This is a genomic window from Alphaproteobacteria bacterium, assembly GCA_019635875.1.
In the GTDB taxonomy this organism is placed as follows: Bacteria; Pseudomonadota; Alphaproteobacteria; order Reyranellales; family Reyranellaceae; genus JAFAZJ01.
Window position 1 is genome coordinate 28,257 of the sequence record JAHBYP010000006.1, and the last position, 25,773, is coordinate 54,029.

29 protein-coding genes and 2 pseudogenes are annotated in these 25,773 nt (G+C 69.3%); 13 read left to right on the forward strand and 18 right to left on the reverse strand.

The window, feature by feature from the left end:
- Positions 1-28: 28 nt before the first annotated feature.
- Complete coding sequence (locus tag KF889_21030) at positions 29-604, reverse strand: hypothetical protein (GenBank protein MBX3501935.1); 576 nt, start codon at positions 602-604, stop codon at positions 29-31.
- Positions 605-775: 171 nt separating this feature from the next.
- Between KF889_21030 and KF889_21035 the strand changes: the two genes are divergently transcribed.
- From KF889_21035 to KF889_21055, 5 genes are all read left to right on the forward strand, one after another.
- Positions 776-2,068 carry an O-acetylhomoserine aminocarboxypropyltransferase gene (locus tag KF889_21035; GenBank protein MBX3501936.1) on the forward strand — a complete coding sequence of 431 codons (1,293 nt, stop codon included), beginning with the start codon at positions 776-778 and terminating at the stop codon, positions 2,066-2,068.
- 154 nt (positions 2,069-2,222) lie between these two features.
- Positions 2,223-3,011, forward strand: a complete 789-nt coding sequence (locus KF889_21040; GenBank protein ID MBX3501937.1) for an alpha/beta hydrolase — start codon at positions 2,223-2,225, stop codon at positions 3,009-3,011.
- Between the two features lie 115 nt (positions 3,012-3,126).
- Positions 3,127-3,882 (forward strand): DUF169 domain-containing protein, encoded by a 756-nt coding sequence (locus KF889_21045; GenBank protein ID MBX3501938.1) that lies wholly within the window; start codon positions 3,127-3,129, stop codon positions 3,880-3,882.
- Complete coding sequence (locus KF889_21050) at positions 3,882-4,502, forward strand: 2'-5' RNA ligase family protein (protein ID MBX3501939.1); 621 nt, start codon at positions 3,882-3,884, stop codon at positions 4,500-4,502. Before KF889_21045 ends, KF889_21050 begins: the two co-directional genes overlap by 1 nt.
- Positions 4,503-4,708: 206 nt before the next feature.
- Entirely contained in the window at positions 4,709-5,119 is a 411-nt protein-coding gene (locus KF889_21055; protein ID MBX3501940.1) for a DUF2000 family protein, read from the forward strand.
- 19 nt (positions 5,120-5,138) lie between these two features.
- On the opposite strand, the gene KF889_21060 is transcribed toward KF889_21055, so the two are convergent.
- From KF889_21060 to KF889_21080, 5 genes are all read right to left on the reverse strand, one after another.
- Positions 5,139-5,810, reverse strand: coding sequence for a DUF2974 domain-containing protein (locus KF889_21060; protein MBX3501941.1), 672 nt, complete (start codon positions 5,808-5,810; stop codon positions 5,139-5,141).
- Positions 5,811-6,256: 446 nt separating this feature from the next.
- Positions 6,257-7,309 carry an alcohol dehydrogenase catalytic domain-containing protein gene (locus tag KF889_21065; protein ID MBX3501942.1) on the reverse strand — a complete coding sequence of 351 codons (1,053 nt, stop codon included), beginning with the start codon at positions 7,307-7,309 and terminating at the stop codon, positions 6,257-6,259.
- Between the two features lie 92 nt (positions 7,310-7,401).
- Positions 7,402-7,992 carry a hypothetical protein gene (locus tag KF889_21070; GenBank protein MBX3501943.1) on the reverse strand — a complete coding sequence of 197 codons (591 nt, stop codon included), beginning with the start codon at positions 7,990-7,992 and terminating at the stop codon, positions 7,402-7,404.
- A 9-nt stretch (positions 7,993-8,001) separates the two neighbouring features.
- On the reverse strand, positions 8,002-8,586 hold the full coding sequence (locus KF889_21075; GenBank protein MBX3501944.1) for a hypothetical protein: 585 nt from the start codon (positions 8,584-8,586) through the stop codon (positions 8,002-8,004).
- Positions 8,587-8,727: 141 nt separating this feature from the next.
- A complete protein-coding gene (locus KF889_21080) occupies positions 8,728-9,180 on the reverse strand; it encodes an Hsp20 family protein (protein ID MBX3501945.1) in 453 nt (150 codons plus the stop codon).
- Between the two features lie 209 nt (positions 9,181-9,389).
- Here KF889_21080 and KF889_21085 point away from each other — a divergent pair, with 209 nt between their 5' ends.
- The 3 genes from KF889_21085 (at position 9,390) to KF889_21095 (ending at position 12,292) form a co-directional block, all read left to right on the forward strand.
- On the forward strand, positions 9,390-10,094 hold the full coding sequence (locus tag KF889_21085; protein ID MBX3501946.1) for a hypothetical protein: 705 nt from the start codon (positions 9,390-9,392) through the stop codon (positions 10,092-10,094).
- Positions 10,095-10,172: 78 nt separating this feature from the next.
- Positions 10,173-11,156 (forward strand): tripartite tricarboxylate transporter substrate binding protein, encoded by a 984-nt coding sequence (locus KF889_21090; protein ID MBX3501947.1) that lies wholly within the window; start codon positions 10,173-10,175, stop codon positions 11,154-11,156.
- A 146-nt stretch (positions 11,157-11,302) separates the two neighbouring features.
- Positions 11,303-12,292: an isopenicillin N synthase family oxygenase gene (locus KF889_21095; GenBank protein ID MBX3501948.1), complete on the forward strand. Its 990-nt coding sequence runs from the start codon at positions 11,303-11,305 to the stop codon at positions 12,290-12,292.
- Positions 12,293-12,342: 50 nt separating this feature from the next.
- On the opposite strand, the gene KF889_21100 is transcribed toward KF889_21095, so the two are convergent.
- The 10 genes and pseudogenes from KF889_21100 to KF889_21145 all read right to left on the reverse strand — a co-directional run bounded on the left by KF889_21100 (position 12,343) and on the right by KF889_21145 (position 18,721).
- The gene (locus tag KF889_21100) at positions 12,343-12,804 is read right to left on the reverse strand and encodes a hypothetical protein (GenBank protein ID MBX3501949.1); all 462 of its coding nucleotides are present in this window, start codon (positions 12,802-12,804) and stop codon (positions 12,343-12,345) included.
- A 171-nt stretch (positions 12,805-12,975) separates the two neighbouring features.
- Positions 12,976-13,287, reverse strand: a complete 312-nt coding sequence (locus KF889_21105; protein ID MBX3501950.1) for a c-type cytochrome — start codon at positions 13,285-13,287, stop codon at positions 12,976-12,978.
- Between the two features lie 83 nt (positions 13,288-13,370).
- Positions 13,371-14,075, reverse strand: coding sequence for an SOS response-associated peptidase family protein (locus KF889_21110; GenBank protein MBX3501951.1), 705 nt, complete (start codon positions 14,073-14,075; stop codon positions 13,371-13,373).
- Positions 14,076-14,275: 200 nt separating this feature from the next.
- Complete coding sequence (locus KF889_21115; protein ID MBX3501952.1) at positions 14,276-14,437, reverse strand: DUF3309 domain-containing protein; 162 nt, start codon at positions 14,435-14,437, stop codon at positions 14,276-14,278.
- A gap of 162 nt (positions 14,438-14,599) precedes the next feature.
- Complete coding sequence (locus KF889_21120; protein ID MBX3501953.1) at positions 14,600-14,989, reverse strand: hypothetical protein; 390 nt, start codon at positions 14,987-14,989, stop codon at positions 14,600-14,602.
- Between the two features lie 61 nt (positions 14,990-15,050).
- Positions 15,051-15,434: a hypothetical protein gene (locus KF889_21125; protein ID MBX3501954.1), complete on the reverse strand. Its 384-nt coding sequence runs from the start codon at positions 15,432-15,434 to the stop codon at positions 15,051-15,053.
- A 474-nt stretch (positions 15,435-15,908) separates the two neighbouring features.
- Positions 15,909-16,910 carry a GNAT family N-acetyltransferase gene (locus KF889_21130; GenBank protein ID MBX3501955.1) on the reverse strand — a complete coding sequence of 334 codons (1,002 nt, stop codon included), beginning with the start codon at positions 16,908-16,910 and terminating at the stop codon, positions 15,909-15,911.
- A 106-nt stretch (positions 16,911-17,016) separates the two neighbouring features.
- Positions 17,017-17,874 (reverse strand): annotated as a pseudogene (locus KF889_21135) (GNAT family N-acetyltransferase).
- Positions 17,875-17,958: 84 nt separating this feature from the next.
- A complete protein-coding gene (gene rpmE, locus KF889_21140) occupies positions 17,959-18,198 on the reverse strand; it encodes a 50S ribosomal protein L31 (protein MBX3501956.1) in 240 nt (79 codons plus the stop codon).
- 133 nt (positions 18,199-18,331) lie between these two features.
- A complete protein-coding gene (locus tag KF889_21145) occupies positions 18,332-18,721 on the reverse strand; it encodes an MAPEG family protein (protein ID MBX3501957.1) in 390 nt (129 codons plus the stop codon).
- Positions 18,722-19,249: 528 nt separating this feature from the next.
- Here KF889_21145 and KF889_21150 point away from each other — a divergent pair.
- The 5 genes from KF889_21150 (at position 19,250) to KF889_21170 (ending at position 22,747) form a co-directional block, all read left to right on the forward strand.
- Positions 19,250-19,504, forward strand: coding sequence for an addiction module antitoxin (locus KF889_21150; protein ID MBX3501958.1), 255 nt, complete (start codon positions 19,250-19,252; stop codon positions 19,502-19,504).
- A gap of 57 nt (positions 19,505-19,561) precedes the next feature.
- Positions 19,562-19,927, forward strand: a complete 366-nt coding sequence (locus tag KF889_21155; GenBank protein ID MBX3501959.1) for a hypothetical protein — start codon at positions 19,562-19,564, stop codon at positions 19,925-19,927.
- A gap of 150 nt (positions 19,928-20,077) precedes the next feature.
- The gene (cyaY, locus tag KF889_21160; GenBank protein ID MBX3501960.1) at positions 20,078-20,398 is read left to right on the forward strand and encodes an iron donor protein CyaY; all 321 of its coding nucleotides are present in this window, start codon (positions 20,078-20,080) and stop codon (positions 20,396-20,398) included.
- Positions 20,399-20,405: 7 nt separating this feature from the next.
- Positions 20,406-22,184: an ATP-binding cassette domain-containing protein gene (locus tag KF889_21165; protein MBX3501961.1), complete on the forward strand. Its 1,779-nt coding sequence runs from the start codon at positions 20,406-20,408 to the stop codon at positions 22,182-22,184.
- A gap of 152 nt (positions 22,185-22,336) precedes the next feature.
- Positions 22,337-22,747 (forward strand): PaaI family thioesterase, encoded by a 411-nt coding sequence (locus KF889_21170; protein ID MBX3501962.1) that lies wholly within the window; start codon positions 22,337-22,339, stop codon positions 22,745-22,747.
- 131 nt (positions 22,748-22,878) lie between these two features.
- Here the strand turns inward: KF889_21170 and KF889_21175 are convergent, their stop codons facing one another.
- Together KF889_21175 and KF889_21180 are read right to left on the reverse strand one after the other, a co-directional pair.
- Positions 22,879-24,513 (reverse strand): OmpA family protein, encoded by a 1,635-nt coding sequence (locus tag KF889_21175; protein ID MBX3501963.1) that lies wholly within the window; start codon positions 24,511-24,513, stop codon positions 22,879-22,881.
- A gap of 93 nt (positions 24,514-24,606) precedes the next feature.
- Positions 24,607-25,722: pseudogene (locus tag KF889_21180) on the reverse strand (flagellar motor protein MotA).
- Between the last annotated feature and the right edge of the window lie 51 nt (positions 25,723-25,773).

The window sequence follows — 25,773 nt, forward strand, 5'->3', positions numbered from 1 at the left end:
GCCGGCGTCTCGCCGGCGCTCCCAAGAACTACTCTCGGAACACCGGCTTCAGCTCGACCTCGATCAGATCCAGCCGCGCGGTGTCGGCCGCGGTGCGGGTCTGCGCGGTCAGCATCAGGTGCATCGGCAGGCGCATCGATGCCGCGCCGTCCTCGTTGAAGGTCTCGCTGATCCAGCCGGCGTCGGTGGCGAAGCGGATGGTGCGGATGCCGCCGCGGCCGGGCGTGACCTGATCCGAGAGGTCGAGGCTGCGCGCGTCGCCGCCGACATCCGCGATCAGCAGCACGCGGCCGCCGTCGCTGCGGCTGACATAGGCCGTCACCGTGACGTCGAAGCCCTGCAGCGTGCGGCCGCGCGGCGTGGCGAAGGGCTGGTAGGGCGCGATGGTGAGCGTCTGCGAGCGGCCGCCGACTCCGGCTTCGACCGCGGCGCGCACGTTGGTGGCGCTGCACACCAGGCCCAGCGCCTTGGGCGTGCACAAGAGGCGCACCGGCGTGCCGCCCTCGGCATCGCCGCGCGCGGCGACCTGCTGTGCGGGAGAGGGGGAGACGGTCGCCACCAGCAGCGCCAGCGCGACCGGACCTGTTCGGCCGATCAGGGACATAGAGGGGGGCCCTCCGTACTTTATTGTCACGGCGCTTTCAGCGCCTTGCCGCCCCAACAAACGTCGCACCGGGCGGAACGATGCGAATCATACGCCTGATTTGGCGAAATCCGAAGTTCAATGAGGCGACTCAGCCGGTTAGTGTCGGGTCGTGACACCGGGAGCGCTCTCATGGCCGACGCCAATTTCCTGAAGTTCGATACGCTGGCGCTGCATGCCGGCCAGCGGCCCGATCCGGTCACGGGCGCCCGCGCGGTGCCGATCTACCAGTCGACCTCCTACGTCTTCCGCGACGTCGAGCACGCAGCCTCTCTGTTCAACCTCGAGGTCGGCGGCCACATCTACAGCCGCATCTCCAACCCCACCGTCGCCGTGCTCGAGGAGCGGCTGGCCGCGCTCGAGGGCGGCGTCGGCGCGCTGGCGGTGGCCAGCGGCCAGGCGGCGCTGCATATCGCCATCGCCACCCTGATGGGGCAGGGCGGCCACATCGTCGCCTCGGCCTCGATCTATGGCGGCAGCCGCAACATGATGGGCCTGACCTTGCCGCGCTTCGGCATCACCACGACCTTCGTCGATCCGCGCGACGTCGATGCGTTCGCCAAGGAGATCACGCCGGCGACGCGGCTGATCTTCGGCGAGACCATCGGCAATCCCGGCGGCGAGGTGCTCGACATCCCGCGCGTCGCGTCGATCGCGCACGAGGCCGGCCTGCCGCTGATGATCGACAGCACGTTCGCCTCGCCCTACCTGTGCAACCCGATCGCGCACGGCGCCGACATCGTCATGCACTCCGCCACCAAGTTCATCGGCGGCCACGGCATTGCGATCGCCGGCGTGCTGGTCGATGGCGGCCGCTTCGACTGGGAGAGGTCGGGCAAGTTCCCGACCTTGACCGAGCCATACGCGGGCTACCACGGCATCGATTTCTGGGACGAGTTCGGCCCGCAGGCCTTCATCATGCGCGCCCGCGCCGAGGGTCTGCGCGATTTCGGGCCGGCGCTCTCGCCGCAGAACGCGTTCTACCTGCTGCAGGGCCTGGAGACCCTGCCACTGCGCATGCGCCAGCATGTCGAGAACACGCGCAAGGTCGCGTCGTGGCTCGCCACGCAGCCGGGCGTCGAGCGCGTGCTCTATCCCGACCTGCCCAACCATCCCGACCACGCGCTGGCGCAGAAGCTGCTGCCCCGGGGCAGCGGCGCGATCTTCGCCTTCGACATCAAGGGCGGGCGCGAGGCCGGCAAGAAGTTCATCGAGCGGCTGAAGCTCTTCTCGCACCTCGCCAATGTCGGCGACGCGAAATCGCTGGTGATCCATCCCGCCTCGACCACGCACGCGCAGCTCACCGCGCAGCAGCTCGAGGGCGCGGGTATCGGCGAGGGCATGATCCGGCTCTCGGTCGGGCTGGAGGACGTCGACGACCTGATCGAGGACCTCGGCCAGGCGCTCAAGGCTTCGCAACGATGAGCGGATTGAGCGGCCTTACCTTCCCCCGGAGGGGGAAGGTGCCCGAAGGGCGGAAGGGGGATGTCGAAGCCGGCCTCCTGCATTCGTCTTCGACATCCCCCATCCGGCGCTGCGCGCCACCTTCCCCCTCCTGGGGAAGGTAGAGAGGCTCATCATGCACTTCATTGTCGACGGTCAGCGCATCAACGCCACCACGGGCGGGCGGCCCTTCGATCCATCGAAGCCGGTCGTGCTGTTCATCCACGGCGCCGGCTTCGACCGTACCTGCTGGAACCTGCAGACGCGCTACTTCGCCCATCACGGGCGCTCGGTGCTGGCGGTCGACCTGCCGGGCCACGGCGAGTCCGAGGGCGCGCCGCTTGCCACCATCGAGGCGATGGCCGATTGGGTACCGAAGCTGCTCGATGCCGCCGGGGTGCAGCAGGCGGCATTGGTCGGCCACTCGATGGGCGCGATGATCGCGGTGCAGACAGCGGCGCGGCATCCGGCCCGCGTGCGGGCGCTGGCGCTGTGCGGCGTGGCGGCGGCGATGCCGGTGCATCCCGAAATGCTGGAGTCGGCGAAGGCGGGCACGGCGAAGGTGCGCGAACTGATGACCTTCTGGGGCGTCGGCCGTTCGCTGCAGCTGAGCGGCATGAGCGTGCCCGGCCTGTGGCTGACGCGCACCGCGCTGGCGATCCTCGAGCGCAACCGGCCGGGCGTGATCGCCAACGACCTCGAGGCCTGCAACGCGCACAAGGCGCTGGCCGAGGCCGGCAAATCGGTGACGTGCCCGTCGCTGCTGGTGCTGGGCGACGGCGACCTTATGACGCCGGCGCGCAACGCCAAGGCGCTGTCGGAGGCCATCGCCGGCAGCCGCACCGAGATCATCAGGGACAGCGGTCACTTCATGATGATCGAGCGCCCCGACGAGACGCTCGTGGCGCTCAAGACAGTGGTATGAATCGCCGAGACAAGACCCCGTAGGAGGAACACCCATGTCGACCGCCACCGCCGAAGCATTGCCGCCGGGTTACAAGGTCAAGCCGTGGTCGCCACCGGAGCAGATCACCGGCGCGATGCTGGCCGAGGCGACGCAGACGCTCAGCGAGCAACTGCGCCTGCGCACGCTGCCGATCGGCATGAAGCTGTTCGAGAACCCCGACGACATGGCGAAGATCAAGGGCCTGCGCAGCCCGACCGAGGGCTACAAGTTCACCATGTGCCAGATGGTGACCCAGTCGCGCTGGCACGGCTTCACGCTCGGCATCACCGTCGACAACACGCGCGGCGGCAATTGCGGTGGCGTCATCGGGCTCAACCATCCCGGCGAGGGCTTCCTGTCGGGCGATCACATGAACGGCGTGTGGTTCGGCAACAAGGAGGCGGCGCGCCAGCACCAGGCGACCATGCCGCGCGTGCCGCATGGCCGCTACAATGGCCTGGTCGTGGCGCCGCTGCGCGCCGCACGGTTGGATCCGCCCGATGTCTGCCTGTTCTACGGCACGCCCGGACAGATGATCTATTTCATCAACGGCCTGCAGTTCCATCGCTACAAGCGCTACGACTTCACCGTGACCGGCGAGAGCGCCTGCTCGGATTCGTGGGGCCGGGCGCTGTCGACGCGCCAGACCTCGCTGTCGCTGCCGTGCTACGCCGAGCGCCGATACGGCGGCGTCGCCGACGACGAGCTGCTGATGGCCTGCCCGCCGGATGAATTGCTGCGCGCGGTCGAGGGCATGAGCCAGCTGGCCAAGAACGGGCTGCGCTATCCGTTCCCGCCGTTCAGCCCGCAGGTCGATCCCGCCGCCGGCATGGCCAAGAGCTACGGCTGATGGCGGTCGTCCCCTTTCCCCGCGCCCGGAGAGGGGACGCGCCCGCGCCATCGGCACCGTCCTCGCCGCACACCAACGAGAACCAGGTCGAGGCGCCCAGCCGGCTCTACGTCGTCGCCGAACCGGTGCTGCTGCCCGAGGATCGCGCGCGGCTGGTGAATCTGCGCGCACAGTATCACGCCGAAGCCAACCTGATCGGTCCGCACTTCACCCTAGTGTTCGGCGTCGATCCCGACGCGCGCGATGCGCTGGCCGAAGCGGTCGAGCGCGTCGCGTCATCCGTACGGCCGTTCTGGTTCGTGCTCCAGCGCCTGCGCGTCGACGCGCCGCCGCGCTCGGGCCGCGCCTGGCTCTACGCCGAGCCGGACGACGGCGCCGAGGAGCTGGGCGCGCTGCACGACATGCTGACGCAGTCGTTACCCAAGGTCGCGGGCGCGCCGGCCTTCGAGCCGCACCTGACGCTTGGCATGTTCGCCAACGGCATCGACGCCGAACGCGTGGCGCAGATCGCCGAACGCCAGACCGTGCCGATGCACGGCCGCATCGAGTCGCTGCGTCTTGTCGAGACCGACCGGCGGACGCTGATCGAGATCGCCATGCACCGCTTTCGGAGCGATTAGGCCCTGTCACCCCGAACGTAGCGAGGGATTCAGGCCGGTCGTGGATCCCTCGCTGCGCTCGGAATGACAGGCGCACTTGATCCGCCGCGCGCCGCTCGAGGGGCTCGCACGATCGTTCAAGACATTCGACGCCCTTGCCCGATATCGAGCGCGTAGATGCCACGCCACCCGCGAGTGCTGCCATGACCGACGCTGCCCTCCCGCCCATCCGCTTCGACACCAAGATCGCTGTCGTCGTGCGATCCGATCTCGAGGTCTGGCAGAAGCTCAACGTGACGGCGTTCCTCAGCGGCGGCATCGCCGCCTCGTTTCCCGAATGCATCGGCGAGCCCTACGAGGACGGCAGCGCCACGCGCTATCGCCCGCTGATCGGCCAGCCGATCCTGGTCTACGGCGCCGACGGCGCCGCGCTGTCGCGTGCGCTCGACCGCGCGCTGTCGCGCGGCGTCGAGCCGGCGATCTACACCAGGGAGATGTTCGCCACCGGCCACGACGCCGCCAACCGCGCTGCGGTCAGGGCGGTGGAGCGCCCGAAGCTCGACCTGGTGGGCCTGGCGCTGCGCGCCGAACGCAAGCTCGCCGACAAGATCCTCGACGGGCTGAAGTTCCATCCGTGACTGGGAGCGCCGCCCGCCGCTATCGGTTGCGCACCGCGATCTCCGCCATCGCGCCGTGGCCGCCCAGGCCCGAGGCGACGACCGAGTTGATGACGACCTGCGAGGTGTGCGCGGCGGCGTGCTTCTGGCCGTTGAGCGGCAAGGTCACGAGCGGCCCGACATGGCTGCCGGAGATCCTGCTCACCGGATCGTAGTTGACGCGGAAGTTCAGCCCCAGCTTGAAACCGTTCACCTTCGTGCCGTCGGGCAGCTTGCCGGTGAAGACGCCCAGCGCCGGCGGCGCGTTGAAGGTGACGAACGGCAGGTTGCACTGCACGCCGCAATACTGCGCCAGGTGGCCGCCGAGCGAATGGCCGACGATGATGATCACCGCGCCCGGATAGGCCTGCTGGATCTTGCGCGTGTACTTCAGCGCGTCGGTCGTGCGATCCGGCAGCCGGCCCAGCCCGATCGACACGTCGTCGTCCACCCAGTCCTTGGTGTTGAGCGCACCGGCGCTGCCGCGCATGCTCAGCATGTAGGTGTTGAGGCCCGCCAGATGCTTGTACAGGCCCACCGAGTAGGCCTTCATGCCGATGTCCTTGTTCTTGCCGTCGTAGAAGCCGCGCAGCAGTTCGTAGCCCTCGAAGTTCTCGTTCTTGTAAATTGCTTTGACACCCTTCGCGCAGTCGAGAACCGTCGTGAACGCCATGATGCGAACCCCCCAATCATTGAGGCTGGAAGATATCAGCTTATGTCGCGTGTGAACACTTCTTTGGGGGCGCAGGCGTCCCGTCGGCTTCATCCCGTGATGCCGGCGGCTGCGGGATTGTGTCCTTCAATGAACGAGTAGAGCTCGTCGAGTGGGTCCAACGCCTTTCGCGTGTAGCGGATCCTCACAGGCCGTGGCGCGCGAACGTTCGAGATCCGCGCGCTCCTGCTGCTCAGCGCGTATGGCTTCGTCTCGAGGCTGTCCATGCGCTCGAGCACTTCCGCCGCCGCGTCCTGTCAATCCGCGGGCCACGTCTTGACGGCCTCGAGTGCCTTCTGCAATCGCTTCGAGATGGCGGTCACGGGCATCTCCGCAGGCAGCGCTTCATTTCGGCCATCTTAACCTCCCTCGGCTCGATGAAGCCATTGCATCGCGCGACGGGTCGCCTACGGCACCAGCACCGCGCGGCCCATGATCAGGCCCTTGCGCAGGTCCTGCAGGGCGTCGTTGGCCTCGTCGAGGCCGCGCGTGGTGACCGGCACGGGGCTGACTTTGCCGTCGCGCACCAGGGCCATCATCTCGGCCATCTCGGCCGGCGTGCCGGTGACCGAGCCCATGAAGGCGGCACCGGTGAAGGCGAACATCGGCAGCGGCGTGGCGAACGTGCCGCCGAACAGCCCGACGATGATCAGCCGCCCGCCGCGCGCCAGCGCGCGCTGGCCGAACTGCGCCGAGGATTCTGCGCCGACGAAATCGATCGCCGCGCCCACACCGGTGCCGCCGGTGAGGTCCATGATCTGCTTGCGCGCCTCCTTCTCGCGCGGATCGAGCACCGCTGATGCGCCGTGTTTGAGCGCCAGCTCGCGCTTCTTCGGATCGATGTCGGCGACGATGGGATCGCGGCCCATGACGGCGCGCGCCAGCTGCACGCCCATCAGACCCACACCACCCGCGCCGATGATCAGGATCGGCTTGCCGATGTCGTGGCCTTGCGCCTTCTTCACCGCGCCGAAGGCGGTGATGCCCGAGCAGGCGTAGAGGCAGGCGAGCTCGGTGGGCACCGAACCGTAGTCGAACAGGTACTTCGGGTGCGGCACCAGCGCGTGCGTGGCGAAGCCGCCATCGGCGTTGACGCCCATCGCCCGCGGATTGCCGCAGAGATTCTCCAGCCCGTTGGCGCAGTGCCAGCATTTGCCGCAGCCGATCCAGGGATAGACCACCGCCTTCTGGCCCACCGCCGCGCCTTTCGCATCCGGCCCCACGGCCTCGACCACGCCGACGATCTCGTGGCCCATGATGCGCGGCGGGTTCATGGTCTTGGCGGTCGAGTACCTGTTGCCGCCGCCCATGTCGAAATAGCCTTCCCACAGATGCACGTCGCTGTGGCAGACACCGGCCGCCGTGATGCGCACCAGCACCTCGCTGCCCTGCGGCGCCGGCGTCGGCTCCTCGACCTTCTGCATCGGCTGGCCGAACTCGACGACCTTGTAGCTCTTCATGAGACCCGTTCCCTCGATTGCGTCGCGGGCGAGTGTAGGAGCTTCCGCCGTCAGCGCAAATGCCGCGCAACCGGCGCGCGGAACAGCGGCGCCTATAGACCGTTCGCGGTGGTCGGGGTCTCGACGCCGATATTGTAGGTGCCATCGTCGACGATGACGCTGCGCAGGTTCGTCGCCTCATCCGTCGTCACGTAGGCGCCGCGCTGGTGCATGATCCGCTTCGCGATCTCGGCTGCGTGATAGAAGATGGTGGAGTCTCCCTTCAGCGTCTTGCCCGTCTCGTACAGGTGGTAGAGGCAGCCTGCGACGTAGGCGGCCGCCTCGTTCTCGCTCGCCGTCATGAAGCGTGAGCCGCCGCGAGGGTGATAGTATCCGCCGCCGTAGACGTCGTGCAGCGCGTGCACGCATTCATGCAGGATGACGGCCCTTTCCCCCGCGATTGCGCCGTAATCCTTCCGGGTAAACTGGAGCGTGTTGGTGGCGTTGTCGTACTGGGCCGCCACGCCCTTCGGGAGATACTTGACGATGTCGATCCGCACGCCGCCGACGGCGCTGACCGAGACGAGGCTCTTGACCGCCGCAAGACCGATGGCGTCGACGTGGATCAGGCCGAGGTGGAAGTCGATCCGCTTCGCCGACGGCGAGGTGAGGACGCCCATGACTGTCTGCAGGAGGTCGGCCATGGCGTGCTCCTACGGACCGTCGGCGACGGTCAGGGTGTCGTAGCGGTACTTGTAGGTGGAGTCGCTGACGATCGCGATGCGCAGCGCCCTGGCTTCTTCGACCGTCACGAAGGCTCCGCGCTTGTTCATGATTCGCTTGGCGATCATGGCGGCGATGTCGAAGATCGGATCGCCGTGGCCCTGCACGCCGCCGCCGGTTTCGTAGGCGTAGAACAGCGCGTCCGCGACGTACGCCGCCGCCTCGTTCTCGCTGCGCGGCGTGAATTTCGACCCGCCTTTCTGGGGGAAATAGGTCCCGCCGCCGTACATGTCGTGCAGCGCGTGGATGCATTCATGCAGGATGTCGGAACGCTCCTTGGCGTTCGCCCCGTAGGTGTCGCGGGGAAATTCCAGGCCGTTCGTGTCGTTGCGGTACTGCGCCGCCACGCCCGCGACCATGGAGACGACCTTGATTGGGATCGCATTGACCGCAACCAGGTTGTGGATTGCGGCGATGCCCGCGGCGTCGACGTTGATCGTTCCCAGGTGAAAGTCGATGCGTCTCGCCGAGGGCGAGCTCAGCACGTTCATTACCGTCTGCCGGATATCGGCCATGGGCATTCCTCCTGCCACGTGCGACAGGATGGACGGCGGCCTCAGGCGCGTCTGTTCCCCGGGACACAGGCGCGCCGAAAGAGGCGCCGCGGTTGCCCGCGACGCCCCTCCTCGGCTGTCCGAATAGGAAGGGGAGAAGAACTACTCGGCAGCCTGCAGCTGCGGACGCGCCGGCTGGGTGCTGACCGGGATCACGCGAGGCTTCTTCTCCTCGGGGATCTCGCGCACCAGCTCGATGTGCAGCAGGCCGTTCTCCAGCTTCGCGTCGGTCACGCGCACATGGTCGGCGACCTCGAAGCGGCGCTCGAAGGCGCGGGCGGCGATGCCGCGATGCAGGTAGGCGTTCTGCTCGTCCCTGGCGGCGATCTTGCCGGAGACCTTCAGCGCGTTCTCCTGCTGGACGATCTCGATGTCCTTGTCGGTGAAGCCCGCCACCGCGAGTGTGATGCGGTACCCGTTGTCGCCGACCTTCTCGATGTTGTAGGGCGGGTAGCCGTTGCCACCCATGTCGCTGTTCACGGAGTCCAGAAGCTGGAAGACGCGGTCGAAGCCGACGGTCGAACGGAACAGCGGCGAAAAGTCATAAGCACGCATGGAAACACCCTCCAGGTGAGCGATGTGACAGTCAGTGGCCCCCTGGGTGTCAGCCACCCGTGGCGGGCCGTTGCTCGCCGCCCCGCTATGGGCCCGGCGATAACCGTGAGATAGGTGGGCCGGACCCTGCTTCAAGGGGGCCGGATTCGCCTTATGATCGCCGCCTGAGCGATCGTTCAGTCGCAGCCGGGGGGGGAGGCGTCAGGCGCTTGATCGGGTTCCTTGCCGTCATCCTGCACCTGCTCTGGGTCGGGATCGCCTTCATCGTCTTCACCAGCTGGCGTCGCCTGCGCGAGGACGGCGACACGACGACGGTGGCGATGGCGCGGCTGCGGCCGGGCATGGAGGCGAGCGTGCGCGGCCGCCTGGCGTTCCACGGTGTCGAGCGCACGAGCCTGCTCGGCGCCGAGCCCGCGGTGTGGTTCGACTGGAAGATCCAACGACTCGACGATGCGTCGCTCATTTCGGCGGGACGCTGGATCACAGAGGCGGCCGGCCGCTCGCAGGAGCCCTTCGCCATCGTCGACGATGCCGGCAACCGCGTGCTGGTGTGGCCGATGGGCGCCGAGGTGCGCGACGCGGGCAAGACGACGTGGGATGGCGATTACCCGGACACCATGGACGAGGCGCTGCGGGGCAGCCTGTCGGCGATCGACGCCGAGTCGCTGCATAGCACCGAGCGCTGGTTGCCGCCGGGCATGGATTGCGTCGTCAGCGGCCGCGTCGAGGCACCCGGGCCCGGCTACGGGCCTGACATGCGCGGGCTGATCCGCACCGGCGGCAGCCATGCCTTGCGCATCGCGGCGGGTGGGCCGCTCAATGCGCTGGCCGAGCGGCGGCGCAACACCAGGCGCGCCGCGCTCATCGCGCTGGCGGCCTTGGTGCTGGCCGTGATCGCCTCGATCCACGCATAGCTGCCCGGACTTGACCGGCGCAGCCTTGCCGGTCTCGGGTGCCGCGACCATCATCGCGGCGCAGGGGAGTTGAGGACCATGACCGGCATCACGCGTCGTACCGCCCTGATCGGGGCCGCCACCACCACCGCCACCCTGGCGCTCGCGGCGCCTGCCATCGCCCAGACCAGGTTCCCGGAACGCACCATCCGCCTGATCGTGCCCTGGGCGCCGGGCGGACCGGCCGATATCGGCTTTCGCATCCTGGGCGAGTCGGTGGCCAAGAAGCTCGGCCAGTCTGTGGTGATCGAAAACAAGGCCGGCGCTTCGGGCATCCTCGGCGCCATGGCGCTGCAGAACGAGAAGCCCGACGGCCATGTCGTGTCGCAGATGCACATGAGCGTGCTGCGCCAGCCGCTGCTCAACAGGCAGCTCACGTATCATCCGATCAACGACCTGACCTACATCCTGCAGATCACCGGCTTCGTCATGGGCATCGTCGTCAAGGCCGACGCGCCGTGGAAGACGCTGCCCGAGCTGCTTGCCCATGCCAAGGCCAACCCGGGCAAGCTGAACTGGGGCACCCTGGGCATCGGCTCGACGCAGCATCTGGCGATGGAGCGCGTCGGCGCGGCGCAGGGCGGGCTGAGCTGGACGCATGCGCCCTATCGCGGCACATCGGACACCCTGCGCGCGCTGCTCGGCGGCGAGATCGATTTCGCCTCGGAGTCGTCGGGCTGGGCGCCGATGGTCAATGCCGGCCAGCTGCGCCTGCTGGCGGTGTTCACCGCCACCCGCGCCAGGCGCTTCCCCGACGTGCCGACGGTGAAGGAGCTGGGCATCGACGTCACCGTCGAATCGCCCGGCGGCCTGATCGGCCCGAAGGGCATGGACGCGGGCGTGGTGAGGATCCTCGGCGACGCCTTCAAGGCGGCGGCGCAGGAGAAGGCGCATCTCGACTTCCTCGAGAAGGTCGACCAGCCGCTCCTGCTCAAGGACGGCCCCGAGTATCGCGACTACATGGCGAGGACCTACGACGAGGAGCGCGCGCTTCTGCGCAAGCTCAACCTGCTGCCGGCTTGAATCCCTTCCCCCGGAGGGGGAAGGTGCCCGAAGGGCGGAAGGGGGATGTCGAAGACGAACACCGCGTCTGTTGAGGCATCCCGCTTACGTCGCTGCGCGCCACCTTCCCCCTCCGGGGGAAGGCAAGAGAGAGTGAGGACATCTCCATGACCGACACGATTCCCATCCTCGATCTCGCGCCGCTGCGCGCGGGCGAGCCCGGCGCGCTGGACAGGCTCGGCGCCGAATTGCGCCACGCCTTCACCGAAATCGGCTTCTACTTCGTGAAGGGCCACGGCGTGCCGCAGTCGCTGCTCGACGCCACCTTCGCCGAGGCCGAGCGCTTCCACGCCCAGCCGCTCGCGGCCAAGGAAGCGATGAAGATCGACGAGCACAATATCGGCTACATGCCGATGCGCGGCGCCACCGCGCGCTACAACCTGGTCGGCGACACACCAGTGCTGCCCAACGTCAACGAGGCGGTGTTCTTCAAGCGCGAGCTGCCGGCCGACCATGTCGACGTGCTGGCCAGGGCGCGCTTCCGCGGCGCCAACCGCTGGCCTGACCTGCCGGGCTTCCGCGGCCAGATCCTCGCCACCTGCGACGCCTTCGAGCGGCTGGCGCTCAGCCTGCTGCCGATCTACGCCCGCGCGCTCGAGCTGCCGGCCGACTATTTCGCGCGCTTCTTCGTCGATCCGATGTACACGCTGCGCATGTCGCACTACCCGCAGCAGGAACCGACGGCGCCCAACAACGAGTTCGGCATCGCGCCGCATCTCGACACCAGCTTCATGACCATCCTGGCGCAGAACAGGATCCCCGGCCTGTCGCTGCGCCTGCCCGACGGACGCTGGATCGACGCACCGGCGCTCGAGGGCGCGCTGCTGGTCAACGGCGGCATGATGCTGCGGCGCTGGACCGACGGCCGCTTCCTCGCCACGCCGCACCGCGTGATCAACCGCTCCGGCCTAGAGCGCTACGCCATCCCGTTCTTCTTCGACTGCAACTACCGCGCCGTGATGACGCCGATCACCGCCGACGGCAGCCCCGGCCGCGAGCCGCCCTTCACCTATGCCGAGTTCATGACCACCTACCAGCAGGCCAACTTCCACCACGCGCAGGTCGACGGGAAGAAGCTGGAGCTGCAGGGGGCGTGAGACTTACGCACGCGGTACCGCGGGATCCTGACGATGCCGGGCTTCTACCCTCAATACGTCGGCGGCTTGGCAATCCATGGAGCGCTGCCGCCCGATTTCTTCAGGTCGGCTTCACCGTCGCGGATGCCCGCTTCCTTCGCCGCCATCTGCAACAGCGTCAGCTTGGATGGCGGCTTGTTCGGGTTATGGGCCGGTGTGATGCCGATCATTTTTCCGAGATCGTAGATGTTGTTCATGGTGCGCAATTGCCACGAAGGATACTTGCCGGTGCCGATCCAGCAGCGGCACAGGAAGTAGTGTTCAACGGCCGCGTTCATGGCGTCGTCGGAATCGACCAGGTCGGCAGGCCAGAAAGAGACTGGCGGATTGCCATTCCAGCCCGCATTGCGCACCTGATACAGGTCGGACTTGATCTGGCAATATTTGTCGGGTTCGGGAAGCGCCGATCGATACGCCTTCCATTTGGCCAGCAACTCGTTGAGGCGTGTCAATTGCGCTGGAGGGGCTGCCATCGGACATCTCCCAAAGCACCAACGCTATCCCGGCGGGTCGGTGGTGTCCATTGAGTCGGCATCCTTGCGCCAGGGTTGCCCGACCGAGCGTGCGGGCCAATGGCGAAGTGGTCGGGTCCGGAGGCTTCGCGCGTCAGCGCGCTGCTGACGGCACCTGCCGAGAGCGCGGCGCTACTTCAACGTCGCGATGTACGCCGCAATGTCCGAGGCCTCGGCGCGGGTCAGCGACATGTCGGGCATCCTGGGGTGCGGGTCGAGCAGGAAGAATGCGACCGTGCGCTCGCTGAAATCGGCGCGCCGCGCGATGACGGGGAACGGCGTCGCCTCGCTCACCGCGCCGGTCTGCTTCTCCGACACGACGTGGCAGGCGGCGCACCAGCGGCGCGCCAGGCGCTCGCCGTTGAGCGGATCGCCGGCCAGCGCCGGCGCGCTCGCAAGCGCCATCGCGATCGCCGCCACGCCCAGACACAACAGCCGGTTCATGCGCGTCACCATCGCCGTCGACATCGCGGGCATGATGACGCGCCGGCCGTCGGCGCGGCTTGATGCAGGTCAAGCGCGTGGGCCTATTTCGGCTTGCGCGGCGGCCGGGGCGCCTTGGGCTCGGGCGCGGCCTGCCAGTTGACGCCTTCCATGGTCTTCAGCACCGCCTTGGCCGCCGCCGGCGTGGCGCCATCCTCGCCCAGCCAGGTGCTCCACGCGTCGTCCTCGAGGATCGCCGGCATGCGCGGGTCGTCCTGGTTGGCCATGATCGTGTCGCGGATCAGCGCGTTGGCCGGCACCGTCGCCATGACGCAGGCCAGCATCGGCGCCGGCAGCTCGGCGATGTCGAAGCGCCGCCAGACGAAGGCAAAGCCGCGCGGCCGGCCGTCCTGCGGATCGATGGTCCATTGCCGGACATCGACCTTGCCGCTGGGCTTGGCCACCTCCTCGCCCTCGTTGAAGGTGCGGAAGACGACGATGCCGCGCTGGCCGGCGTGGAACGGCGTGCGGAACGGCTCGCGCGCATCGATGGTCTCGGCGCGCGCGTGGATCGGCTGCGGCCGGCGCCAGTCCCTGGGCGAGGGAAAGCCCCAGCGCATGCGCACGACGCGGCGCGCGCGTGCTTCGGCGTGCCACACGATCACCGGCACCAGCGTGTTGACGCGATAGACGAGTACCGCGTCGTTGCCGCCGCCCGCGTCGCCGCCGTCACCGGCGCGCGCGATCAGCGGTTCGGAGAAGGCGACGACCTCGGCCCAGGACGACATGGCGGTGAACTTGCCGCACATGGCGCGACGCTAGCATCGCCGTCCTTGGCGACACCAGCGGCCGATGCTTGACGCACGTCAAGGCGCTCGATGCCGGCCTCGACTATCGATGCTGCCGGATACCGAAGTGGCCGGCGGTTGCGATCGCCGGCGCACCTGCGGTGCCGGAAGCGGCCCTGCCTTGGGGGGTGCGGGGCCGCTTCTTCCGACGGGCCGGCGCGTCAGAACCGGCCCATCAGCGCCAGCACCAGCACGATGATCAGCACCAGGCCCAGCCCGCCACTGGGCCAGTAGCCGTAGCCCCGGGTGGTCATGTAGCCCCAGTTGGGCAGTGCGCCGATCACGAGCAGAAGCAGGAAGAGCAGCAGGATGATGCCGAGGATGCTCATGAGGGGGACCTCCTAGCTTTGCAGGAGGTAACGCCGCCGACGGCGCGATGTGCCGCCCGGGATGCGCCGAGATCTGGGGCGGAACTGTGGCCGCCAGGGCTGACTGCCTTCCCGCGCCAGCGGGGGGAAGGCATGCGATCGCCCTGGCTCGGGCGGCTAGGGCTCGACCTCGAGCGGCTCGAATGTCGGGGACACGAGGTCGAGGCATCGGTAGGCCTCCTCGCGCGTCTTCGCGAGGATGGGCGGCCGTACCGAGGACAGGCCGTTGATCGTGGCGTAGAGCCGCGCCAGGCCGAACATCTCGGGCGTCGGCACGACGAAAACGCGGCTCTTGCGGTTGGCCAGCCGGGCCAGCGAGGAGACGACGCCGGGGCTGACGTCGAAGGACGCGACGTCGGTGAAATCCATGATCGCGCCGCTCACCGTGCGGCGCGCGCCGATCGCCTTGGCCAGGCGGACCTGGCTCAGCAGATCCTCGTCGCCGACGCTGCCCGAGAAGCGGCTGAGCAGCACGCGGTAGCGATGCTCGAACAGGAAGGAAAGCACGGGCGGTCTCGCTGTTCCGTTCGGTACTGTATCAACGTCGCGCCGTCCGGCCAGTGCCGGCTCACGCCCGGCCCGCGTCGTCCATGCGCCGCAGCATCTCGGCGAAGAAGCTCTGCGGGATGAACCAGCCCTGCTCCGACAGCGGATGCGTCGCAGCGACGTGCAGGGCGATGTCGCCCAGCCCGCCGGCGGTGGGCATGGCGCGCCAGGCCTGCATCAGCGGATGGCGCCATATCTCGGCCAGCGCGCCCAGGCGCAGCAGGATGCGCCGGGGCATCGCCGGGTGGAACGGGAAGGCGGTGTCGAGCCGCTCGAGGATCTGCAGGCGTCGGCGCCTGTCGTCGCCGGACTCCCACACGAGCTCGTAGACCAGCTCGTAGGCCTGCAGGAAATCGCGCTCCGGCACCGGCGCATGCGGATCGCGCGGACGGGGGTGGTGGTGCATCTGGGGACGCTCGCTGGCTTCGAGGTTTGCGGGGATCAAGGCGCGAAGCGACAGCGGCGCGTCTTGATCCTTGGCTTCCCCCACCCCCCTTAAGGGGGTGGGGGAAGCAGGGGACGTTGGAACCCCGTTGGAAGGGGGGGGGTGGAACCCGTTGGAAGCACCCGTTGGTACTCCGTCGGAAGGCGCTGGAAGGGGTGGGAACCCCGTTGGAAGACCGTTGGAACGTCGGCATCGGCGCTCACTTCCCTCGGCATTTCCGATGCTGCCCTGGCCCGGCGGGCGCCCGTCGCGCGCCCGCCCTTGGCGCCGCCATCGACCGGTCGGCGCCATCTCTTCGTGCTCGGTCTGTCGCACCCCGCACCGGGTGTCATGATTGAAGGACCACTGGGCTGTGCTTGGTAATTCCTTATTTACCCAATTAAGGAATTTATCAAGGCCCTTTTTCCGTCCCTTTCCCTGCCGGGGGAAGGGAGTTTACGCCCCGTAGTAGCGCACGATCGTCCAGTCGAAGGCGCGCTGGAAGCCCACCGCGGTGTAGGCGCCGATCGAGGCCGGCATTTCCTTCTCGGCCGTGAGACAGGCGTGGGTGACGCCGTCGCGCTGCGCGTCGCGCACGATGCCGGCGACGGCGCACTTGGCGTAGTCGCGGCCGCGCATCTCGGGCGGCACGTAGACCGCGCCGATATTGACCCAGTCGTCGAGCTTCGCGGTGGCGGCGGCGTAGGCCACCGGCTTGTCGTTCACCGTCACCACCATGCCCTGGCGCAGATCGTGCGCGCGGCGCACCCACTGGCGCGCGTCCAGGTCGTTCTCCTCGCTGCGCGGCACGCCCCACAGTTCCTCGCGGAAGGCGGCGTGCCAGTCGCCCAGCAGCGCCAGCTCCTCGCCCATCGGCGGGCGGAAATCGATGCCGGCTGAGCCCAGCACGTCGGGCGCGCGGAAGCTCTCGGCGCCGAGCGTCATGAGGCTGCAGTCGTGCCGCGAGACGATCGGCCGGTCGCGCAGCCACAGATGCATCAGCGACCGCTCGACCTGCGCCGTCGGGCCCGAGACCTCGACGAAATCGCGCGGCGCGGCGGCGGCCAGCACGTCGAGCACGTCGCTGGCGCGCTCGGGCAGCTGCAGGAGCACGCGGCCGTTCCAGAAGATCGCCGCGGCGGCCAGCACGCGCTGCGTGTCGGTCGCGGGATCGTCCTCGATCGCGCCCACCCAGGTGCCCTGGTAGGTGCGGCCTTCGTCGGTCAGCCCGCCCTGGCGCAGGTTGAAGCGCAGGAAAAGATGGGTGTCGGCCCGCGCCGCGAGGAAGGCGTCGAGCATCTCCTCGTCGCCCTCGCGCAGCATGCGGCAGCGCACCTCCTTCGGCGCCGGCTCGCTGGCCTCGTCGTCGGCGATCGGCCTGGCGCCGGCGACCGCGTCGGGCATGCCGAAGCGCACCGCGGTCTCGATCTTGGGCTTGGATTCCTTCTCGTCGGCCATGCGGATCTCCCCTCGACGCGGCACGCCATGGTGACCGATCCACGCGACGGATCAAGGAAGTCTTGCGCCGTCTGGGCCGCGCCAGTCCCCAGTCGCCGATGGCGCTGAAGCCCAGCGCCGCGTAGGCGCGCTGCGCGGCGACGTTGGCGACGTCGGTGAACAGCACGGCGCGGCGGGCGCCGGCGTCGCGCGCCTTCAGCAGGCTGCCGGCGACCGCCGCGCGCGCCAGGCCGCGGGCGCGCGCGAAGGGCGGCGTGTAGACGCCGCCGACCTGCACAACGTCGGGCAGCGCGGCGTTGAAGCCGCTATAGGCCAGCGGCCTGCCGTCGAGCTCGACCACCCAGCCGCGCTTCTCCGCGAGCGCCGTGCCCAGCTCGTGCGCGGCCTCGTCGAAGGTTGCGCCGCTGCGCCCCAGCTTGAAGGTGTCGACGAGGAACTCCATGCGCCAGGCGGTGAGCATGGGCACGTCGTCGGCCGCGATCGCCCGCACGCTGACCTCGCCGTGGCGCAGCGGCGCCGGCACCCGCAGCGCCTCGAGCGGCAGGCCGTAGAGGATCTCGCGCGCGCAGCGCCGCACCGCGCGGCCGGCGATGCGCGGATGCATCAAGGTCGCGGTCACCTGGTCCCAGTCGCCGACCGCGCCGTTGACCGGCAGCGGCGTGACGTCGAGCAGGCCATCGAGCAGCGGCCGGAAGTCGCGCGCGACGTCCTGCACCAATGGCAGCAGGAAGCCGTTCCAGTAATGGCCGACGACGCCGCTCAGCCGCTCGCCGTCGAAGGCGCCGGCGAACACGCCGCCATAGCGCTGGCCGTGCCAGGCGGCGCCGGCGCGCGCCAGGTTGGAGCGCTGCATCAGCGTGCGGTCGGGTGCGCTCTCGAAGAAGGCGGCCAGCAGCCGCTCGTCGCCGGCGCCGAGGATCCTGATGGTGGTCATGATGGTCTCCCCTTTGCGGTTGGAGGCCATCGCCGGTGTCGCAAAATGCGAACGCCCGGCGAGTGGCCGGGCGTTTGTGGAACTCCCCCGCCGGGGGATCCTCTCGTCGGGGGGCTACTGCTTGTTGTTGCCGCCCGAACGCCCGAGTGCACCGAATTTCTGATTGAATCGCGAGACGCGACCGCCGCGATCGACCATCTTGCTGACGCCGGTCCACGCCGGGTGGGTCTTGGGGTCGATGTCCAGGCGCATCGTCGCGCCAGGTTCACCATAGGTGGACTTGGTCTTGAACGAGCTGCCGTCGGTCATCACCACGGTGATCTCGTGGTAAGCAGGGTGAATCTTCTCTTTCACGGGCGGGTCTCCGGGCGCGAGCGGCGCCTTATATAGGAGACGTCCGGCGGGGGCAAGCGGGCAGGGCAGGGGCAGATATACAGCTGAAATGGCCGGGAATCCGGCGATTCGTCGGGTCAGGGACGACCTCGGCTCACACCAGGCTCTGGATGCCCACCAGCACCAGGCCCAGCGTGGCGGCGTTCCAGCTGAAGGTGCGGATCCACGGCGTGCCGGCGGCGTAGAGCGGCAGGAACGCGACCCGCCCGCCGAGGTAGAGCGCGCAGCCGATCTGGCTCAGCAGCCCGGACGTCCCGGTGAGCTGCACGATCAGCGCAGCGGCGGCGAAATAGCCGAAGGTCTCGAGGAAGTTCGCATTGGCGCGCGCCAGGCGGGCGGCGACGCCGGTCGGCTGCAGCCCCTCGTCGCGCGGCCCGACGCTGTAGCGGTTGCCGACCTGCGCCTTGAAGGCGAACGAGGCCGCCGAGAGATGAACCAGGCCCAGGGCGGTCGCCGCCAGCAGGGCATAGAGTTCCCACGTCATCCTGGTCTCCCGCGCGGCCGCGAATCCGGCCCGGGCAGGAAGATTGCCCCGATCGCCGCGGCTGACCAGCGGCGTCGGTGCGCCGTATCCCGAATGCCGCGTTGCAGACATTACAATTATCGGCCGATCGCGACATCAGCGCGCGACATCGCCCCGGCAAGCTCGTCCCCGGGGACGGCAGGCTCCGACCTCATCCTGAGGGGCGCCCGCAAGGGTGTGTCTCGAGGCGTGGGCTGCAGGCGCAGCCCACAACCCCATGCTCGAGACGGCCGCGGGGGATACGAGGGCGGCCTCCTCAGCATGAGGTCGGAGCCTGTCGCGGCGGCTGTTCGCCGACGCGGTCGACACGAAAACCTAATCGAGGCACAACGCAATAACCTGATTTTGGCCCAGAGCGGTCACGAGGGTTCCGCGCGGCTCTGCCGGGGGACCTGACGATGGTCGCGCGCAGCGAACTGGGTGCCGAGGTTGTCCCATTGTGCCGTATTCAATGTTGATCCTATTGAATACCAACAGAGGGAGCCGTCCATGTCCGACACGACCACCCTGACTGTCCGCCGCAGTGGCGCCCTGGCCGAGTTCGTCGCGGCGAATGCCGGCGAGAACGGCTCCTATGAGAACGTCAGAAAGTACATCCGCGATCGGATCCGCCGCGACAGGGAGCGGGTGGAGGACGAAGCCTTCGAGCGGCTGAAGGCCGAGTTGGTGCGCGCGTTCGCCGCGCCGGAGTCGTCCTACAAGCCGCTGACCGCGGCCGAGGTGATCGCGCGCAACCAGGCTTGAGCCGAGATCCGATGCGCGGCGAGCCGGTCCTCGCCTTCTCGATCTGGCACCGGCGGCATGACAGCGGCCAGCCGCCTGCATATGCATGCGCGCCTGCACGCCACCCAGGCCGCCATCGGCCGCGTGGCGGCGCTGAGCCCGGTCCAGCACGGCTGTCTGGAGCTGTCCCGGGCGCATCGCGGCGGCCGCTCGCGCTGGATCGTCGACATCGCCATCGGCGGTGCCTCTCGGCCCGCCATCATCCGTGCCGCCGTCGCTGTGGCGGGGCGCCATGCCGCGGCAGTGTCAGGTGGGCCTTTCGCGATCGTCGCGCACGGTGAAGTCGCTGCGGCGCTGGTCGACACGAAGCTGCCGCTGTTCGCCAACGCGGTCGAGGCACGTCGATGGGTCGACGCAAGGGCCGATGGCGCAGCAATGCAATAAGCTGGAATTGGGAGAACACGATCCACCAATGGCCGCAAGGCGCGCCGATACGGGCCGCGACCCCAGCCCGGCTTGTTGCCCGCCGGGGCGCCTGCTATAGGCCGGCCAACCGTTTGATTTCAACGCCTTGCCCGCCAGGCCCGCCGCAGCATGGACACCGCCTTCGACAGCTACGCCAACCGCTTCCTGTCGGCGCTCACCACCGCCTTCGAGGATGCGTTGCCCGGCGCCGAGGTCGACCTCGAGGGCGGCGTGCTGACGGTCGAGCTCGAGGACGGCGGCACCTACGTGATCAACAAGCACGCACCGACGCGGCAGATCTGGGTGTCCTCGCCGGCTTCCGGGGCGACGCATTTCGCGCGCGACCAGAGCTCGGACCGCTGGATCGACACGCGCGGCGGGCGCGACCTGGCGCGCATGCTGCGCGACGAGATCCGCGCCGCCACCGGCGCCGACCTGGCGCTGGGCTGATCGCGCCATGGCCGACACGTCGAACCCGCCGCCGGCGAGCCGCGACCTCAAGCCACTGCGCTTCCTGTGGCCTTTCCTGAGGCCCCATCGCGGCCGCGTGGCCTGCGCGCTGGTGGCGCTGTTCGTCGCCGCCGCCACCGTGCTGGCCTTCGGCGCCTGCCTGCGCGCGCTGATCGACCGCGGCTTCGCCGCCGGCCGGCCCGAGGTGCTCGACTACGCGCTGGCCTCGTTGCTCGCCGCCGTGGTCGTGCTGGCGATCGCCTCGGCGGCGCGCTTCTACTTCGTCTCGTGGCTGGGCGAGCGGGTCGTCGCCGATATCCGCCGCGCGGCCTTCGCCCATGTCGTGAAGCTCAGCCCGGCCTGGTTCGAGACCGCGCGCACCGGCGACGTCATGAGCCGGCTGTCGGCCGACACCACGCTGATCGACCAGGTGGTGGGCTCGACCGTCTCGGTGGCGATCCGCAATTCGCTGATGTTCGTCGGCGGCCTGGCGATGCTCCTGATCACCAGCCCGCGCCTGACGCTGCTGGCGCTGCTGGTGGTGCCGCTGGCGGTAGTGCCGATCATCGTGCTGGGCCGGCGCGTGCGCCGGCTCTCGCGGCAGAGCCAGGAGCGCATCGCCGACGTGCTGTCGTTCGCCGGCGAGCGCGTCGATGCGGTGCGCACGGTGCAGGCCTTCGCCCACGAGGAACGCGAGACCTCGCGCTTCGCCCTGCTGGTCGAGGCCGCCTTCGGCACGGCCAAGGCGCGCATCCTGCAACGCGCCACGCTGACCTCGATCGTGATCTTCCTGGTCTTCGGCGCCGTCGGCATCCTGCTGTGGATCGGCGGCCACGACGTGCTCTCGGGCCGTATCACGGCGGGCGATCTCTCGGCCTTCGTGTTCTATGCCGTCGTCGTCGCCGCCTCCGCCGGCGCGATCTCCGAGGTGATCGGCGACCTGCAGCGCGCCGCCGGCGCGGCCGAGCGGCTGGCCGAGCTGCTGGCCGAGCGCTCGCCGGTCGAGGATCCGGTTTCGCCGCTGCCGCTGCCCTCGCCGGCGCGCGGCGCGGTGAGCTTCAGCGACGTCACCTTCCGCTATCCGGCGCGGCCCGAGACCTCCGCATTGCACGGCTTCGATCTCGACGTCGCGCCGGGCGAGACGGTGGCGCTGGTCGGCCCCTCGGGCGCCGGCAAGACCACGGTGTTCAGCCTGCTGCTGCGCTTCTACGACCCGCAGATGGGCACGATCCGGCTCGACGGCACCGACATCCGCACGGTGACGCGCGCGGCGCTGCGCTCGCGCCTCGCCATCGTGCCGCAGGAGCCGGTGCTGTTCTCGGCCAGCGCCATGGACAACATCCGCTACGGCAGGCCCGAGGCGAGCGACGCAGAGGTGCGCGAAGCGGCCGAGGCGGCGCAAGCCGCGTCCTTCCTCGAGGCGCTGCCGCAGGGCTACGACACCTTCCTCGGTGAGCGCGGCGTGCGGCTGAGTGGCGGCCAGCGCCAGCGCGTCGCCATCGCGCGCGCCATCCTGCGCGATCCGGCGATCCTGCTGCTCGATGAGGCGACCTCCTCGCTCGATGCCGAGAACGAGCTGGCGGTACAGAGCGCTTTGGATCGTCTGACGAAGCAGCGCACGACGCTGATCGTGGCGCATCGTCTCGCCACCGTGCTGAAGGCCGATCGCATCGCCGTCATGGAGCACGGCCGCGTCATCGACATGGGCACGCACCGCGAGCTCGCCGCCCGCGGCGGGCTGTACGCGCGCCTGGCCGAGCTGCAGTTCGACCGCGCCGCGGAGTGACCCTGTCTTCCCGAGCGCAGCGAGGGATCTACGGCCGGCCTGGATCCCTCGCTGCGCTCGGGATGACAACTACCTCACATGACGCCGGAGGTAATTGTGCGAGCCACGCCCCGCATGGTCATCTGCGCCCATCGCTCGAAGAGGAACCGTCCATGCCCGTGCTGTCCGCCGCCGACCTCAACGCCCGCATGCAGGGCACCCTGTCCACGACGCTCGGCCTCGTCGTGGTCGAGGCATCGCCCGAGCGCGTCGTCGGCGAGTTCACGGTGAAGCCCGAGCTGACCACGCTCGGCGGCACCGTGCATGGCGGCACCCTGATGGCGGTGGCCGATACCGTCGGCGCGATGGGCGCGGTGCTGAACCTGCCCGACGGCGCCGGCACCACGACCCTGGAGTCGAAGACCAATTTCTTCGCCGGCTGCAAGGCGGGCAAGATCCGCGCCGTGTGCGATCGCCTGCACGCCGGGCGCCGTACCAGCGTCTGGCAGACCCGGCTGTACGACGAGAGCGGCCGCATGCTGACGCAGACGATCCAGACGCAGATGGTGCTGCTGCCGTCGTAGGTCTTGCCTTCTCCCGGAGGGGGAAGGTGCCCGAAGGGCGGAAGGGGGATGTCGAAGACGAATGCCGGAGTTCGTCTTCGACATTCCCCTTCCGTCGCTGCGCGCCACCTTCCCCCTCCGGGGGAAGGTATTCAGCGTGAGGTCAATTTCAGCTCGATGCGGCGGTTCTTGGCGCGGCTGGCGGGGTCGGTGCCGGCGACCAGCGGCTTGTGCTCAGCGTGGCCGGCCGCCACCAGGCGGTTGGGCGGCAGGCCGGCAGCCTCCAGCACCCGGACCACGGCGATGGCGCGCGCCGTCGACAGCTCCCAATTGGAGCGGAACTGCGGCGTGTTGATCGGAATCGCGTCGGTGTGGCCGTCGACCTGCAGCACCCAGTCGACGTCCGGCGGGATGCGCTGGGCGATGTCGCGCAGACGCTGGGCGAGATCGACCAGCTGGCGCTCGCCATCCTCGCGCAGCGCCGCCTGCGCCGGGTCGAACAGCACCTCGGACTGGAAGACGAAGCGGTCGCCGACCACGGTGACATCGCCGCGCCCGGCCAGGGCCTCGCGCAACCTGCCGAAGAACTCCGAGCGGTAGCGCGACAGCTCCTCGACCTTGCTGGCCAGCGCCCGGTTGAGCCGCGTGCCGAGATCGACGATCTGCGCCTGCTGCTCCCTGGCTTTCGTGTCGGCGGCGTCGAGCAGGGTGCCGAGCTTGGCCAGCTCCCGCTTGAGCGCGTTGAGCTCGGCGGTGAGCCGCACGATGGCCGCCTTCTGCTCGGCGGTGAGCTTCTGCTCGGCGCTCAGGTCGTCCCACAGCCTGCCCTTCTCGTCGTTGGCCGCCGCCATCGCCGCCGAGATCCGGGTGAGCTCGAGCTTCTGCCGCTCGATCTCCGCCTTCAGCGCATCCGCCATCTTCTTGTCGTCGAGCACCTGGGCCTTGGCGCGATCCTCGACGTCCTTCAGCCGGCCGGCCAGCCGCTCGCGCTCCTCCAGCAGGACCGCCAGGTCGCGCTGCAGCTTCTCGCGGTCGGTCGTCATGCCGGCAATAAGCCGCTGCATCTCCTCGATCTCGAGCTGCGACTTGGCTGCCGCCGCGCCCGCCGCGTCGAGGCGTCGCTGCAGCTCGTCGGCCTCGCCCCGCGATTTGGCGGCCGCGGTCGTCGCCGCGTCGAGCCGGCGCTTGAGCTCGTCGATCTCGCCCTGTGACTTGACCGCCGCGGTGCCCGCCGCATCGAGGCGACGCTGCAGCTCGTCGGCTTCGCCGCGCGCCTTGCTGGCCGCCGCGGCCGCGGCATCGCGCTCGCGCACGAAGCCCTCGACGCTGGTCTGCAGCTGGTCGCGCTCCCGGATCGCGCCGCCGAGCTGGACCTGCAGCTGGTCGCGCTCGCGTCCGGCGGCGGCGAGGCGGCCGCCGAGATCGTCGCGCTCGCGCAGCAGGCCGGCGATGCGCGCCTCGGCGTCGCGCAATTGCCCGGCCAGCCGGTCGCGCGCCGTCGTGGTGTCGCGCAGCTGCGTGCCCAGCGCGCTCAGCCGTCGGTCGAGGTCGGCCGACTTGGCGCGCTCGATGTTGAGGACGTCGCCCAGGGCGGCGAGCTGGGCGTTGAGCTTGTCGATGGCGCTGTCGCGGTCCGAGACGGCGGAGCTCAGCGCCATCTGGCCCACGGCGTAGAACGACAGCAGGAAGACGAAGGCCATCAGCAGGCTGGCCAGCGCGTCGACGTAGCCCGGCCAGGTGTACTCGGCATGGGCGCTGCCGCGATGACGGCCGCCGATGCTGGCCATGGCGGCTCAGGTCCTGTCGGCCGGCGGCACGAGGCGCTCGCCGGCGGTCAGCGGCCGCGGCTGGTCGGCGGGCGGCGCCGCGCCGCCGCGCGTCGAGGCCAGCGTGCGGGCCAACAGCTTGAACTCGCCGCGCAGCTCATCGGCCAGCGCCGTGCGGCCGCGCACCGCCTCCTCGAGCAGGCGCGCCATGTAGGCTTCGAGGTTGCGCAGATGCCCGCGCACCGGATCGTCGGCTGCCTGGGCCAGCGACTGCTCGGCCAGCCTGGTGGTGAGCCCGCGCAGCTCGACCGCGTTCTCGGCCAGCCGTGCGAGGAGCTGCTGCTGCTGACGCAGCGTTTCCGACAGGGTCGACAGCCGCTCGATGAGCTGGGTGACGGCGGCGCCGGTGTTCTCGCGGTTCTCCTCGGAGCGCACCAGCGTGCGCTGCAGCTTGTCGATGTTCTCTGCGCTCTGCTCGAGCAGCGCCTCGACATAGGCGGGAATGGTCGCGTCGCCGTCGACCGACAGCGCGCCGCCGCCGACGCGGGTATGCGTCGAGAGCCAGTCCTCGAGCTCGCGGTAGAAGCGATTGTTGGCCTGGCCGGCCTGCAGCTCGAGGAAGCCGACCACCAGCGAGCCGGACAGGCCGAACAGCGAGGCGCCGAAGGCCGTGCCCATGCCCCTCAATGGTCCCTCGATGCCGGCCTTCAGGCGCGCGAACATCTGCGAGGCGTCGCCGCTGGAGACCTGCAGGTTGGCGATCGCGTCGCCGACCGAGCTGATGGTTTCCAGCAGGCCCCAGAAGGTGCCGAGCAGGCCGAGGAAGATCAGCAGGCCGATGGCGTAGCGCGAGGTCTCGCGCGATTCGTCGAGGCGCGCGCCGATGCCCTCGAGCATCGAGCGCATGGCCACCGGCGACAGGGCGAGGCGCCGGTCGCTGCGTTCGCGCAGCATCGCCGCCATCGGCGCCAGCAGGCGCAGGTCGGAGCCGTCGGAGGCCGGCAATTCGTCGCGCTGCAGGCTGTCGAGCCAGCGCACCTCGGGGCCCAGCATCCAGACCTGGTAGACGACGTAGAGGATGCCCAGCACCAGCACGAGCAGGATGGCGCCGTTGACCAGCATGTTGTGATGGAAGATGCGGATCAGCTCGACGCGCAGCAGCCAGGCGCCGGCGCCGACGGCGAGCAGGAAGACGAACATGCGCAGAAGAAAGCCGCGGGGGCGGGTCATCGCCGGATCCCTGGAAACCGCAGGCCGGGCCTCACGACGCGGCTCGGCGAC

Coding starts and splice junctions, on each gene's coding strand:
- KF889_21030 (MBX3501935.1), bottom strand. CDS start 604: ATGTCCCTGATCGGCCGAACAGGTCCGGTCGCGCTGGCGCTGCTGGTG.
- KF889_21035 (MBX3501936.1), top strand. CDS start 776: ATGGCCGACGCCAATTTCCTGAAGTTCGATACGCTGGCGCTGCATGCC.
- KF889_21040 (MBX3501937.1), top strand. CDS start 2,223: ATGCACTTCATTGTCGACGGTCAGCGCATCAACGCCACCACGGGCGGG.
- KF889_21045 (MBX3501938.1), top strand. CDS start 3,127: ATGCTGGCCGAGGCGACGCAGACGCTCAGCGAGCAACTGCGCCTGCGC.
- KF889_21050 (MBX3501939.1), top strand. CDS start 3,882: ATGGCGGTCGTCCCCTTTCCCCGCGCCCGGAGAGGGGACGCGCCCGCG.
- KF889_21060 (MBX3501941.1), bottom strand. CDS start 5,810: ATGGCGTTCACGACGGTTCTCGACTGCGCGAAGGGTGTCAAAGCAATT.
- KF889_21065 (MBX3501942.1), bottom strand. CDS start 7,309: ATGAAGAGCTACAAGGTCGTCGAGTTCGGCCAGCCGATGCAGAAGGTC.
- KF889_21070 (MBX3501943.1), bottom strand. CDS start 7,992: ATGGCCGACCTCCTGCAGACAGTCATGGGCGTCCTCACCTCGCCGTCG.
- KF889_21075 (MBX3501944.1), bottom strand. CDS start 8,586: ATGGCCGATATCCGGCAGACGGTAATGAACGTGCTGAGCTCGCCCTCG.
- KF889_21080 (MBX3501945.1), bottom strand. CDS start 9,180: ATGCGTGCTTATGACTTTTCGCCGCTGTTCCGTTCGACCGTCGGCTTC.
- KF889_21090 (MBX3501947.1), top strand. CDS start 10,173: ATGACCGGCATCACGCGTCGTACCGCCCTGATCGGGGCCGCCACCACC.
- KF889_21095 (MBX3501948.1), top strand. CDS start 11,303: ATGACCGACACGATTCCCATCCTCGATCTCGCGCCGCTGCGCGCGGGC.
- KF889_21100 (MBX3501949.1), bottom strand. CDS start 12,804: ATGGCAGCCCCTCCAGCGCAATTGACACGCCTCAACGAGTTGCTGGCC.
- KF889_21105 (MBX3501950.1), bottom strand. CDS start 13,287: ATGAACCGGCTGTTGTGTCTGGGCGTGGCGGCGATCGCGATGGCGCTT.
- KF889_21110 (MBX3501951.1), bottom strand. CDS start 14,075: ATGTGCGGCAAGTTCACCGCCATGTCGTCCTGGGCCGAGGTCGTCGCC.
- KF889_21125 (MBX3501954.1), bottom strand. CDS start 15,434: ATGCACCACCACCCCCGTCCGCGCGATCCGCATGCGCCGGTGCCGGAG.
- KF889_21130 (MBX3501955.1), bottom strand. CDS start 16,910: ATGGCCGACGAGAAGGAATCCAAGCCCAAGATCGAGACCGCGGTGCGC.
- KF889_21145 (MBX3501957.1), bottom strand. CDS start 18,721: ATGACGTGGGAACTCTATGCCCTGCTGGCGGCGACCGCCCTGGGCCTG.
- KF889_21150 (MBX3501958.1), top strand. CDS start 19,250: ATGTCCGACACGACCACCCTGACTGTCCGCCGCAGTGGCGCCCTGGCC.
- KF889_21155 (MBX3501959.1), top strand. CDS start 19,562: ATGACAGCGGCCAGCCGCCTGCATATGCATGCGCGCCTGCACGCCACC.
- cyaY (MBX3501960.1), top strand. CDS start 20,078: ATGGACACCGCCTTCGACAGCTACGCCAACCGCTTCCTGTCGGCGCTC.
- KF889_21165 (MBX3501961.1), top strand. CDS start 20,406: ATGGCCGACACGTCGAACCCGCCGCCGGCGAGCCGCGACCTCAAGCCA.
- KF889_21170 (MBX3501962.1), top strand. CDS start 22,337: ATGCCCGTGCTGTCCGCCGCCGACCTCAACGCCCGCATGCAGGGCACC.
- KF889_21175 (MBX3501963.1), bottom strand. CDS start 24,513: ATGGCCAGCATCGGCGGCCGTCATCGCGGCAGCGCCCATGCCGAGTAC.